General features: G+C 59.3%; 14 protein-coding genes. 6 read left to right on the top strand and 8 right to left on the bottom strand.

What is annotated here, in order from left to right; all coding sequences use genetic code 11:
• Position 1: 1 nt before the first annotated feature.
• Positions 2-1,003 (top strand): DUF2125 domain-containing protein, encoded by a 1,002-nt coding sequence (locus tag AC5SEO_RS01550; protein WP_035199628.1) that lies wholly within the window; start codon positions 2-4, stop codon positions 1,001-1,003.
• Here AC5SEO_RS01550 and AC5SEO_RS01545 read toward each other — a convergent pair.
• The 4 genes from AC5SEO_RS01545 to AC5SEO_RS01530 all read right to left on the bottom strand — a co-directional run bounded on the left by AC5SEO_RS01545 (position 1,000) and on the right by AC5SEO_RS01530 (position 4,310).
• A complete protein-coding gene (locus AC5SEO_RS01545) occupies positions 1,000-1,419 on the bottom strand; it encodes a GNAT family N-acetyltransferase (protein ID WP_013761790.1) in 420 nt (139 codons plus the stop codon). The genes AC5SEO_RS01550 and AC5SEO_RS01545 overlap by 4 nt on opposite strands.
• Positions 1,420-1,428: 9 nt before the next feature.
• The gene (locus AC5SEO_RS01540) at positions 1,429-2,358 is read right to left on the bottom strand and encodes a prephenate/arogenate dehydrogenase family protein (RefSeq protein WP_003511341.1); all 930 of its coding nucleotides are present in this window, start codon (positions 2,356-2,358) and stop codon (positions 1,429-1,431) included.
• Positions 2,358-3,464 carry a histidinol-phosphate transaminase gene (gene hisC, locus AC5SEO_RS01535; protein ID WP_174068901.1) on the bottom strand — a complete coding sequence of 369 codons (1,107 nt, stop codon included), beginning with the start codon at positions 3,462-3,464 and terminating at the stop codon, positions 2,358-2,360. Before hisC ends, AC5SEO_RS01540 begins: the two co-directional genes overlap by 1 nt.
• An 84-nt stretch (positions 3,465-3,548) precedes the next feature.
• Positions 3,549-4,310 (bottom strand): class I SAM-dependent methyltransferase, encoded by a 762-nt coding sequence (locus AC5SEO_RS01530; RefSeq protein WP_112650889.1) that lies wholly within the window; start codon positions 4,308-4,310, stop codon positions 3,549-3,551.
• A gap of 107 nt (positions 4,311-4,417) precedes the next feature.
• Between AC5SEO_RS01530 and gloB the strand changes: the two genes are divergently transcribed.
• Both gloB and AC5SEO_RS01520 read left to right on the top strand, forming a co-directional pair.
• Complete coding sequence (gloB, locus tag AC5SEO_RS01525; protein WP_174068902.1) at positions 4,418-5,188, top strand: hydroxyacylglutathione hydrolase; 771 nt, start codon at positions 4,418-4,420, stop codon at positions 5,186-5,188.
• The gene (locus AC5SEO_RS01520) at positions 5,188-5,628 is read left to right on the top strand and encodes a cupin domain-containing protein (protein WP_013761794.1); all 441 of its coding nucleotides are present in this window, start codon (positions 5,188-5,190) and stop codon (positions 5,626-5,628) included. Before gloB ends, AC5SEO_RS01520 begins: the two co-directional genes overlap by 1 nt.
• A gap of 5 nt (positions 5,629-5,633) precedes the next feature.
• On the opposite strand, the gene AC5SEO_RS01515 is transcribed toward AC5SEO_RS01520, so the two are convergent.
• Positions 5,634-6,407, bottom strand: coding sequence for a DUF3108 domain-containing protein (locus AC5SEO_RS01515; RefSeq protein WP_013761795.1), 774 nt, complete (start codon positions 6,405-6,407; stop codon positions 5,634-5,636).
• A 251-nt stretch (positions 6,408-6,658) separates the two neighbouring features.
• Between AC5SEO_RS01515 and rpmB the strand changes: the two genes are divergently transcribed.
• From rpmB to AC5SEO_RS01500, 3 genes are all read left to right on the top strand, one after another.
• Positions 6,659-6,949: a 50S ribosomal protein L28 gene (rpmB, locus tag AC5SEO_RS01510; RefSeq protein WP_003509888.1), complete on the top strand. Its 291-nt coding sequence runs from the start codon at positions 6,659-6,661 to the stop codon at positions 6,947-6,949.
• 111 nt (positions 6,950-7,060) lie between these two features.
• Positions 7,061-7,699, top strand: a complete 639-nt coding sequence (locus AC5SEO_RS01505; protein WP_003511348.1) for a queuosine precursor transporter — start codon at positions 7,061-7,063, stop codon at positions 7,697-7,699.
• 115 nt (positions 7,700-7,814) lie between these two features.
• Positions 7,815-8,147, top strand: a complete 333-nt coding sequence (locus AC5SEO_RS01500) for a pentapeptide repeat-containing protein (protein WP_174068903.1) — start codon at positions 7,815-7,817, stop codon at positions 8,145-8,147.
• Positions 8,148-8,151: 4 nt separating this feature from the next.
• On the opposite strand, the gene AC5SEO_RS01495 is transcribed toward AC5SEO_RS01500, so the two are convergent.
• The 3 genes from AC5SEO_RS01495 to cobS form a co-directional block, all read right to left on the bottom strand.
• Positions 8,152-9,129 carry an esterase-like activity of phytase family protein gene (locus tag AC5SEO_RS01495; protein WP_173993965.1) on the bottom strand — a complete coding sequence of 326 codons (978 nt, stop codon included), beginning with the start codon at positions 9,127-9,129 and terminating at the stop codon, positions 8,152-8,154.
• A 37-nt stretch (positions 9,130-9,166) separates the two neighbouring features.
• Positions 9,167-11,068 (bottom strand): cobaltochelatase subunit CobT, encoded by a 1,902-nt coding sequence (cobT, locus tag AC5SEO_RS01490; RefSeq protein ID WP_013761798.1) that lies wholly within the window; start codon positions 11,066-11,068, stop codon positions 9,167-9,169.
• Positions 11,069-11,175: 107 nt separating this feature from the next.
• A complete protein-coding gene (cobS, locus tag AC5SEO_RS01485; RefSeq protein ID WP_003511352.1) occupies positions 11,176-12,165 on the bottom strand; it encodes a cobaltochelatase subunit CobS in 990 nt (329 codons plus the stop codon).
• Between the last annotated feature and the right edge of the window lie 51 nt (positions 12,166-12,216).

Here is a 12,216-nt window from a genome sequence, read left to right as displayed (position 1 = left end):
TATGGCATCGTCAAGCCAATCCGGCACGGTCAAAAAATTCCTCTGGCTTGGTATCGCCGTCGTGCTGGTTATCGGACTTTACACGGCCGGGTGGTTTTATGCCGCCGACAAGCTGAAGCAGACGGTTCTGAACGTCATCTCGCCTTCGCAGGCCAGAAACGTCAGCGGCGAATGCGGCGACATTGCCTTCAAGGGTTATCCGTTCCGCATCGGCCTTTTCTGCTCCAAGGTAACGGTGGACGACAAGCAGAATGGCGTTTCAGCCTCGTTCGGAGAATTGCGTTCCGCAGCGCAGGTCTACAATCCCGGCCACATTGTCTGGGAACTGGATGCACCGGCTGAAATCCGCACCGCGCATGGCCTCACGGTTTCGGCCGTCTGGCAGAACATGCAGTCGAGCATCGTCACCAAGCTTAGGGGTATCGACCGCACCTCGCTTGTCATCGACGGCCTGAAGGCTCAGGCGGTTTCCACCGTTACCGGCCAGACGATCGATTTCGATGCCGCCAAGACGGAAATGCATCTGCGCCAGAACGGCGCCGATCTAGACGGCGCGATAACGTTGACCGACTCGTCAACCGTCATCAAGGATTGGCCGCAACTTCTGCCACGCCTCAACGCTATCGCCGATGTCACCCTTGCCGGCAAGGCGGGTATGGTAGACGGCAGCGATACGGCCGGGCTTTACGGTGCGAGCGGCGAGCTTCGCCGGCTGGTCGCTGATATCGGCGAAGGCCGCACCATGCGTATCAGCGGCCCCTTCTCCTTCGATAACGAGGGCTATCTCTCCGGCCAGTTCAAGCTGGAGATCGAAAAGCTTGACGCCTGGTCGGACAATGCCAAGCAGGCGTTTCCGCAGCTGCAATCCACCATCGATACCGCCCGCAAAATGCTCCGCGCACTCGCCGGCGGCGGCGACAGGGCATCCGTCGACCTCGTGGTGGATCGCGGCCGCGCCACCGTCAGCGGTTTCATTCCGCTGGGGAAGATCCCGCCGATTTAACAGAGAGCTTTTGTAAAAAACACCTCAGCGGCATCCTGAATTTTTGAAAGATGCAGGATGCCGGCTTCTTTGTATCCATTGCGACGATGCCACATCTGCGGTTCCCGCTCGTCCTGCTGGCTGGACGTCATCACCAGTGAGGCACCCTGCTCACGCATCAGAGTTTCCCAAAAAACTGTAAGCGTTGCGCCGACGCCATGTCCCCGAAACTCGGGAACGACGCGGATCATGTCCATGTAGGGAATCTTACCCCAGAACATCGAGAACCGCAGAAAACCGACTAGAATCGTATCTTCTTTCGCGACGAGATATTCGCGGCGTCCGACGCAACGCCGCAACCAATCCTCATCGATCCATTTGTCTTCCCGCAGCAGCCATTCGATATCGTCATCCGTCGCCGCCGATATCAATATCACTTCAGCGCCCTACTTCTTCTGATCCAGCGCGTGACGCCCAAAGTCAGGCGTATCGACGTCCTGACCAGCCTCGATGATGGAGCGGCGGATGGAGCGTGTGCGAGAAAACAGTTCGAACAACTTGTCGCCCTCCCCCCAGCGGATCGCCCTTTGCAGCGAAGCAAGGTCTTCCGAGAACCGTGCCAGCATTTCGAGGATGGCATCCTTGTTGTGCAGGCAGACATCGCGCCACATGGTGGGGTCCGAGGCGGCGAGACGCGTGAAATCTCGGAAGCCGGAAGCGGAATATTTGATGACTTCCGACTCGGTTACCGTCTCCAGATCGTCCGCCGTGCCGACGATGTTGTAGGCGATGATGTGCGGCAGATGCGAGACGATCGCCAGAACCTTGTCGTGGTGTTCGGCATCCATTTCATCCACACGCGAGCCGAGCGCCCGCCAGAAATCCTTGAGCCTTTCCAGCGCCTCCGCATCCGTGCCCGGCAGCGGCGTGAAGATGCACCAGCGCTCGCGGAAAAGACCGGAAAAACCGGCATCCGGGCCGGATTTTTCCGTACCCGCCAGCGGATGTCCAGGAATGAAATGCACATTGTCAGGCATATGCGGCGCCATCTGCGCGATGACAGAGGCCTTGGTAGAGCCGACATCGGTGACGATGGCGCCGGGCTTCAGATGCGGCGCGATCTGCTCGGCAACCGCCCCGGATGAACCGACCGGAACTGAAACGATGACAAGATCAGCATCCCTGACCGCCTGCGCGGCGGATGTCGTATACTCGCTTCCAAGCGCCAGTTCCTCTGCCCGCTTCAGCGTTTCCGCGCTGCGGGTGGAAATCGTGACATGCCGGGCAAGACCCAGTTCCTTGATGTCGCGCGCAATAGACGAGCCGATCAGGCCGATGCCAACAAGCGCGATGCGCTCAAACATGATCTCGCCCATTACGCCTGCCCCATGAACTCGGTGAGCGCGGCGATGACGCCAAGATTGGCTTCTTCCGAACCAACCGTCATACGCAAGGCATTGGGGAAACCGTAACCGCGCACGGCACGCAGGATATAACCGCGGCAGCTCAGGAACTCGTCCGCATCTGGTGCACGCTTGCCATCCTGTTCCGGGAAATGAATGAGAACAAAGTTGGTGACTGATGGCGTGACCGTGAGGCCGAGACCGGTGAAGACCGTCGTGAGTTTCTCCAGCCAGAGCGTGTTGTGAGAGATCGCCTTTTCCAGGAATGCCTGATCGCGGATGGCCGCGGCACCCGCTGCGATCGCCGGCGCGCTCATGTTGAATGGACCACGCACCCGGTTCAGCGCATCGATGATGGCGGCCGGACCATACATCCAGCCGACGCGCAGTGCGGCCAGACCATAAACCTTGGAAAAGGTGCGCGTCATCACCACGTTGCGGTTGCCAGACACCAGCTCGAGACCGGCCTCGTAGTCGTTCTTGCGTACATACTCGGCATAAGCCGCATCAAGCACGAGCACGACATGTTTCGGCAGACCAGCCTGAAGGCGGCGGATTTCCGCGACCGGAACATAGGTGCCGGTGGGATTGCCGGGATTGGCGATGAAAACCATCTTCGTCCTTTGCGTGACGGCGGCAAGAATCGCGTCCACATCGACGGCGCAATCCTTTTCCTTCACCGTCACCGGCGTTGCGCCCGCACCCATGATCTGGATCTTGTAGACGAGGAAACCGTGTTCGGTGATGATCGCCTCATCGCCCGTACCCAGATAGACGTGGCAGAGCAGGCCAAGAAGCTCATCCGAGCCGTTACCGCACATGATATTCGCTATGTTGAGGCCATGCACGTCTGCAATCGCCTGACGCAGCGCAATCGCCTGTCCGTCGGGATAGATTTCCAGATGGCTGGCGGTGGCGGCGAATGCCTCGATCGCCTTCGGGCTTGGCCCGAGCGGCGTTTCGTTGGAGGAAAGCTTATAAACCTTCGCGACGCCATCCACATGTTCCTTGCCGGGAACATAAGCGGCGATATCCAGAATACCCGGACGCGGACGAGGTTGGCTAAGCTCTGCACTCATTTGATCGACCTTCGGAAATGCGCCGGGGAGCCCGGCAAAAGCAATGCCGGAGGCATTAGACTGGAATGGCCCCTTTGTCGAGGGTCAGCGCGGCTTTCCGTGCTTTGTGGCGGTGCGGGTGGTGGGCACACCCTGAGGCGCAAGGACCGGCACGAAAACCCGGCGTGAGGCGCGCTGGGTAACGGGCAATCCCTGATAGAGACGTTTCTGTGCCTCAACCACGATAACGCCGGAAAACAGCGGCCAGAGCCTGCGGCCGGTAAGCTCAAGGTATCGGCGGAATTTCAGTACCGGGCGGCTGGTGGTGGGCGGAAAGAAAAGCGCTTCGGCGCTTGCCCCCGGCGTAAAATTGGTCTCGCGCAGAAGCGCCGTCAACTGCCCGCGCGAATAGGGCCGGCCCGAGCCGAAAGGTGTGTGTTCCATGCGTGCCCAGACCCCACGCCTGTTCGGCACCACGATCACCAGACGCCCGCCGGGCGCCAGCACCCGCCAGAGTTCTTTCAGGGTTTCGCGCGGATTTTCGGCAAATTCCAGAGCATGCACCATCAACACCCGGTCTATCGACGAATCGGGTAGCGGCAGCTCCTCGTCAAACACCAGCGCCGTGGAGGAAAGCTCGCCTGCCGGCCAGTTCACCGCTCCCTGCCCCGCCGGCATGAAGGCAAAGGTGCGCTCCGTGTCATGACGGAACCGCTCCAGAAACGGCACGGCGTAACCGAGGCCGACCAGCCTTTCCTCCGGCAAAGGCGGCCAGAGCGATGAAAGCGCCATGGTGATCGCCTGCTCGGCCGAGCGGCCAAGCGGGGAATGATAGAATTCGCGCAGATCGACGATATCGGTGTTCATGGGCGAGAATGTAGCATCAGGCGGTTGGACTTCAAGGCGTCTGCGCCTACATTGAAATTCAGGCGGACAAATGCGCCGGCTAAGGTCGGCAAATGGAGAGGACCACGATGAAACCTTTGGAAATAGACGTCTTTCTTTGCCGCAGTGATAATTTTGGCGTTCTGCTGCACGATCCAGAAAGCGGGGCGACCGCCGCGATCGATGCGCCGGAGGAAGGCCCCATCCTGCAGGCTCTTCATGGGCATGGCTGGAAGCTCACGCATATCTTCACCACCCATCACCATCAGGACCATGTGGAAGCAAATCTGGCGCTGAAGGACAAATTCCAGTGCGAAATACATGGCCCACATGATGAGGCGATTGCGATCCCCGGTCTCGACCGGTCCCAGGCCGATGGCGACGAGTTCGAATTTGCCGGACGGCGCGTTCAGGTCATTGCCACACCCGGTCATACGGCGGGGCATATCTGCTACTACCTTCCCGATGACGGCCTGCTGTTTGCAGCCGATACGCTGTTCGCCATGGGTTGCGGTCGCCTGTTCGAACGTACGGCAACAGATATGTGGCACTCTTTCCAGAAATTAATGGCGCTGCCGGATGACACGAAAGTCTATTTCGGCCACGAATATACACTTTCGAATGCCCGTTTCGCGCTCACCGTCGATCCTGATAACGCGGCTCTAATCGAGCGCTCCGAAAGCGTCGAAAAGGCGCGGCAGGCGAATGAATTCACCATTCCCACCACCATCGGGCTGGAAAAACAGACCAACCCTTATATGCGGGTGGCCGATGCCGGCATCCGCAGTCATCTTGGCCTTGAAGGCGCAACCGATGCCGAAGTCTTTGCCGAAATCCGCACACGCAAGGACAATTTCTGATGGGCGCCGATCTGTCTTCGGCAGCGATCATTCGCGAACTGGAACTGGAGCCGCACCCCGAGGGCGGCTTTTACCACCAGACATTTCGCGACAAGGCAGGTGGTGAGCGCGGCCATTCGACGGCGATCTATTATCTTCTGGAAAAGGGGACGCGCTCGCACTGGCATCGCGTCACCGATGCGGTGGAGGTCTGGCACTATTATGCCGGCGCTCCGATCACCCTGCATCTTTCCGAAGATGGCAGGGAGGTACAGACCTTTACCCTCGGCCCCGACATTCTGGAAGGCGAGCGCCCGCAGGTGATCGTACCTGCCAATTGCTGGCAATCGGCAGAAAGCCTCGGCGACTTCACCCTCGTCGGCTGCACCGTCTCGCCGGGTTTCGCCTTTTCAAGCTTCGTGATGGCCGAACCCGGCTGGTCGCCGGGTGATACGCCGTAACTGCATCAACCGCCATATTTGGTGGCGGTGATGTAGACTTGGCCTACCCGCGTCGGAATGACGGCGTAGACCGGGGCATAGACATCCATATTGTCGGATTTGGCGAACCAGATCTCCATGGAAATTGATTTCAGGTATTCGATATCCTTGCGCCCCTGGCGATAACCCGACTTCGGCACGTAACGCGCCTTGCAGACCACGGCATCGCCGCTGAAGCCATTCGTCTTGAAGGGCTTGGTGCCGCTGGGGCTCAACACCAGATCCAGCCGCGATTCGCCGTCATAGATCGGCAGGCGCGACGGGCAGATGCGGCCGCCGGCGGGAATGATGAGGCCAGAGATTGGATCGAGGACGGAGCGCAGGTCGCCGTCCTTCACATTCACCCAATTGTCAGGCCGCGCCTTCGGCTCCGGTTTCACCGTCGTCGATGTGACGTTGCCGTTACGATAGACCACATCATAGGTCCGCACCCGCTTGCCGTCCTTGTAAACAAGCGAATATGTGTTCGCCTGCAGCCGATGGCCGCGTTTGGCACCCGAAATCGTCGTCTTGCCGGAAATATCCGCCAGAACGCTTGCAAGCCCTGCTGAGCTGAAGGAACCGGAAATCGAGTAGTTCGGGCCGTTCATGCGAGTCGAAAAACTCGCCTTGGCAATTGGTAGAATACCGAGATTGATGCTGTATTCGCTTGTATGGCGGGCTTCGGCGGCGAGCGAGGGAGATACGCCTGCAAACGCCATTGTCACAGCCATGAAAATGCTTTTTCCTCTGGCAATCATTTGGATATCACCTTAAAAGAGGCGCGGAAGCGGCCTTATGGGGCGATCATATACGCCGACTTGTGGCAATAAAAAAGCGGATGCCGGTTGAAAACGCCGGAATTTCCTTTCATTTGCTCGCGAGCGGCTTGACTGTTAAGTCCCGTCTGACTATAGAACCGCAACTTTCCAATCATGGCCAGTTGGATTGCCACCACGGTTTTGCCGGTGGCGAGCCAGTGGTGAAACAGACAAACGAAATAGGTGTACCCATGTCCCGTGTATGCGAATTGACCGGCAAGGGCGTCCAGACGGGCAACAACGTCAGCCACGCCAACAACAAGACCAAGCGCCGATTCCTTCCGAACCTCTGCCAGGTTACGTTGATCTCCGATGCTCTCGGCCAGCGTTTCCGCCTGCGTGTTTCCGCAGCAGCTCTGCGCTCCGTTGAACATCGTGGCGGCCTCGATGCCTTCCTTCTGAAGTCCGGCGAAAACGAACTGAGCATGCGCGCTCGTCTCCTGCGCCGCCAGATCGCCAAGAAGACGGCCGAAGCTGCTTAATTAGCGGTTTCGACATCACTGATATTCAGAAGGCTTGAATGGCTTTTGCCGCTCAAGCCTTTTGCTTGTTCTAATTCGGCTCCAACTGGTGGCATCACCCAGGATAAAAAAATGCCCTACCTGCGCTACACGCTCATTTACGTTCTGCTGATGACACTGGTGGTCGTCGCGTCCAATATTCTGGTGCAATACCCGCTTTCCGGATCGCTGTTCGGCGTCAATCTCGGCGATCTTTTGACCTGGGGTGCCTTTACCTATCCGGTCGCCTTCCTCGTCACAGACCTTACAAACCGCCAGTTCGGCCCGTCAGTCGCGCGCCGCGTCGTACTTGCCGGTTTTATTGTTGGTGTCACACTGTCCTTCTGGACCTCGATCCCGCGTATCGCCGTTGCCTCCGGCACCGCCTATCTGATTGGCCAGCTGCTCGATATTTCCGTATTCAACCGCCTGCGCCGCCAGCGCTGGTGGCACGCACCTCTTGCCGGCTCCATGCTGGGTTCGGTGCTGGATACCGCGCTGTTCTTCTCCATCGCCTTTGCTGCGAGTTTCTCCTTCGTCGGTCCCAACGATGCCTTCGCCATTGAAAATGCCCCCGTGCTCGGCATCTTCGCTCTGGAGGCACCGCGCTGGATTTCCTGGGCGCTCGGCGACCTCTCGGTGAAGATCCTCGTCGGCCTCGTGATGCTCCTGCCCTACGGCGCACTGATGAACACGCTGAAGCCGATGCCAAAGGTCGCCAAATCGGGCTGACACCATTGCCATCCAGGTTTAAGGCTGGGGTGGGAGCGTGGATCGAATCGCGCTTGCAAACCAGCCGACTGCGTTGCAGTCTGCGGTCCGTGGCACAGCTCAGAGGCAGGCAGATATGCAGATCAATGACGTTATCGATATTGTGGAGGCCGCCAGCGCCACGCTTTCAGGCTCCACCTTCAACGACGTCAATCTGTCGGGTACGGTGTTCAACGACGTCAATCTCGCCGGAACCAGCTTCAACCAGATCAACTTTTCCGGCGCGTCATTTACCGACAGCAACATGTCCGGCTGGTCGATCGACGATGTTAATCTTTCCGGTCTGAAACTGAGCAACGCCAGCCTGTCCGGCGCGCAGATAACAGGATGCCGAATGACAGGGATGAAGATCGACGGCATTCCCGTCGAGGATCTGATGGCTGCCTACAAGGCGGCGCAGCAGGTGTGAACCCTCACTCCACCAGCTTGAATTCCAACATCAGATTGCGCTGGAGAAATGAGTGATTGTCATCGGAAACGATGATGAGGCGTGTGGAACCATCAGGCCCCTTCACCACATCCATGCCTTCCATATTATCGATCTGGTAGACCATGCCCGCTTCCAGCAGGATTTCGCCATCCACCACCGCGCCTGGCCTGATATCGGCAGCCTTGATGCGGCGGATGCGCATCCCCACCCCTTCAGCGAAATTGAAGCGGCGCTCCAGAAGCAGCAGGTCGCCATTGGGCAGGAAAGCACCGTCCGTCACGTCGAATGAGGGGTGATGGGTGACCGCGAATGTGCCCTTCAACGGGCCTTCCAGTATGGCGGCGAGAAGATTGCCGTCGGCATCGATGCTTTTCTCAGCCACCACGACAAGGGCACCGGCAAGCGGCGAATCGGCCGGCGAGACCGCAAGGGCCTCCATGCCGCCATTGTGGCGCAGTTCGCTGTTGGGAATGAGATGAGGCAGGCGGCTGAGCGGCTTTGAGGTCTCGAACCCCGGATCGGGATAGGCATCGATCCTATGCCGCTGCTCGTAGCTGACGAATACCTTGCCATCCCGTAGCGCCAGACCTTCCGCATCCATTTCCATCTTGCGGGAAGGTTCACGGCCGCTGGCATCCAGCATGGCAGTGATACGCACGTCAGCCAACCCGGACAGCGCGCCCGACGGGCCGCGTGCGATCTTGCCCGTGAGCCAGTGGCCGGTATCCAGCACAGCAACGAATTCCTGCCCGTTTGGGCGAAAGCGGATGGAGGATATGGCACCGAACAGTTTTTCCGGCGTGCTCATTACCATGCCGCCGATAAATTCCAGCTTTCCGAAACGCTTGGCGCTGGTGCCAACCTCGAAGCCTGACAACAGACGAACGCTGACCGGAACATCGATGGTCGATGCGCCAATGGGAACCGGAACAAGCGCTGCGACCGCAAGAACTGCAGCCATCGCCAGCGATTTACAGGAAAGAAAAGCCCGGCCCCGCTTATCCCGCACGGCGAACCTTGCGGGACGAGCTGGCGGTATTGGTATCCTCGAAGAGAGCAGCAAGCTGTTCGGTCATCGCGCCAGCCAGTTCGTCCGCATCCACGATCGTCACGGCGCGACGATAATAACGCGTCACATCATGGCCGATACCGATCGCCAGAAGCTCCACCGGCGAACGTGTCTCGATCTGTTCGATAACGGCGCGCAGATGCCGCTCCAGATAATTGCCCGCATTGACCGACAGCGTCGAATCGTCCACCGGCGCACCGTCCGAAATCATCATCATGATCTTGCGCTGCTCGGGGCGGCCGATCAGGCGGTTATGCGCCCACATCAGCGCTTCGCCGTCAATGTTTTCCTTCAGCAGGCCTTCACGCATCATCAGGCCAAGATTGCGCCGTGCACGCCGCCAGGGTGCATCCGCCGACTTGTATATGATATGGCGCAAATCATTAAGCCGACCCGGCGAGCCGGGTTTGCCGCTGGCCAGCCATTGCTCGCGCGACTGACCGCCCTTCCACGCCTTGGTGGTGAAGCCGAGAATCTCCACTTTCACACCCGACCGTTCCAGCGTACGCGCAAGAATATCGGCGCAGGTGGCCGCAACCGTGATCGGGCGACCACGCATCGAACCCGAATTGTCGATGACGAGCGAAACCACCGTGTCGCGGAACTTGGTGTCGCGCTCCTTCTTGAAGGAGAGCGGCTGCATGGGATCGATGATAAGCCGCACGAGGCGAGCCGGATCGAGATAGCCCTCTTCCAGATCGAAATCCCACGAACGGTTCTGCTGCGCCATCAGGCGGCGTTGCAGCCGGTTCGCCAGACGTCCGACGGCGCCCTGAAGATGGGCGAGCTGTTTGTCGAGAAACGCGCGCAGGCGGTCAAGCTCCGCCTCGTCGCACAGTTCCTCGGCGTGGATTTCCTCGTCGAATTCCTGGGTGAATATGCGGTAGTCGACCTTCTCGTTGAAATCGTCGAAGGGGCTGTTGGGGCGGCGGGTCTCGCCGGGCGTCTCGGAATCCTCATCGAGATCGTCGGACATTTCCTCGTCCGACATCTCGGCGCCGTCCATCTCGCCTTCTTCCATCTCCTCCTGCGAGGCCTCGCTTTCATCAGCGGGCGTCGCATCGGAACCGGCTTCTTCCTCGACCTGTTCTTCTTCGGTCTCGTTAGTGCGCGGCTGCTCCTCGTCGGATTCTGCCTCCTGGCTTTCCGGCTCGTTATCGTCGTCGCCGAATTCCTCCGCCATCTGCATGGAGGTCAGCATCTTGCGCACCAGCCGCGAAAAAGCCTTCTGGTCGCCAATCACCTTGGAAAGGTCGCTCAGGTCGCCGGCGGCCTTGTCCTCGATGAAGTCGCGCCACAGGTCGAGAACCTTGCCGGCACTGGCCGGTGGCTTTTCGCCGGTCAGCTTCTCGCGCACCAAAAGGGCGACGGCTTCGGCAAGCGGTGCATCGTCCTTCGTGTTGATGCCCGAAAAATTCGCCTTGGCATATTTTTCCGTGTTCATGGCCTGAATGTTGGAGGCCATGCCCGGCATGCGCAGTGCACCGATGGATTCCACCCGCGCCTGCTCAACAGCGTCAAAGATCAACCGCGCCTCGGCACCTTGCGGCGACATCACCGCATGGGTGTCGGCGTCATGGCAGGCAAGGCGAAGCGCCATGGAATCGCCAAGGCCACGGGTGACGGCGATTTCCTGCGCGGTGGGTTTCTTGGAAATTTCCGGCAGGCGCATGCGCTCTCCGGCAAGGCCAGGCCGCTCATTGGCGAAAACGACCTCAACCTCTGCATCGCCGGCAACCGATCGCACACATCCGGCAATCGCCTGACGCAACGGTTCGGTATCGACCGCCGTACCCGGTTTTGCTCTGGAATTGTCGCCGCGCGCTGCCATTGTCTTTCCTGTCAGTTGTCGACGCTTCGGAGCCGCCCATCCAAGGATGCGCGGCCCGCCGGCGTCTTCAAGTCATCGGTGATGTTCTCCGGACAAGCCGGGGAAGATCAGGCGCTGAGAACGATGTTCGCAGCACTTTCCTTCAGCTCGACGCCGAAAGCCCGCTGATATTGTTCGGCAACCAGCGTGCGCTCCAGTTCGTCGCACTTGTTGAGGAAGGTCACGCGGAACGCAAAGGCGAGATCGCCAAAGATTTCCGCATTTTCCGCCCAGGTAATGACGGTACGCGGGCTCATGACCGTGGAAAGGTCGCCATTGACGAAGGCCGAACGGGTAAGATCGGCCACACGCACCATCTTGGAGACGGTTTCGCGACCCTTCGGATTGTTGAGGCTCTTTACCTTGGCGGCAATGATGTTCACTTCCTGCTCATGCGGCAGGTAGTTCAGCGTGGTGACGATGGACCAGCGGTCCATCTGCGCCTGGTTGATCTGCTGCGTGCCGTGGTAAAGTCCCGTCGTGTCGCCGAGGCCGACCGTGTTGGCGGTCGCAAAAATGCGGAAGGCGGGGTGAGGACGGATAACGCGGCTCTGGTCGAGCAGCGTCAGGCGGCCCGAGGATTCCAGCACGCGCTGGATGACGAACATCACGTCCGGGCGACCGGCATCGTATTCGTCGAAGACCAGCGCAACATTGTGCTGGTAGGCCCAGGGCAAAATGCCGTCCTTGAATTCGGTGACCTGCTTGCCGTCTTTAAGAACGATGGCGTCCTTGCCGACGAGGTCGATACGGCTGACGTGGCTGTCAAGATTGACGCGCACGCAGGGCCAGTTCAGGCGGGCAGCTACCTGCTCAATGTGGGTGGACTTGCCCGTGCCGTGAAAGCCGGAAACCATGACGCGTCGGTTGTGAGCAAAACCAGCAAGAATAGCGAGCGTCGTATCGCGGTCGAAAAGATAGTCGGGATCAAGGTCGGGCACATAGGCGTCGCCCTGCGAATAGGCGGGAACCCGCAAATCCGTATCAATGCCGAAAACCTCCCGCACGGACACCGTCGTGTCGGGCAGGTTGGAAATATCAAGGTCGATTTTGCTCATCACGTCTCCAAGGCGGGCGGCGGCCACCCGGCCACATCATCAATCAGGCGG

The organism is Agrobacterium sp. K11 (assembly GCF_059429395.1).
The sequence above is the reverse complement of the archived record's forward strand: the minus strand, read 5'-3'. Positions and strand labels throughout refer to the sequence as shown.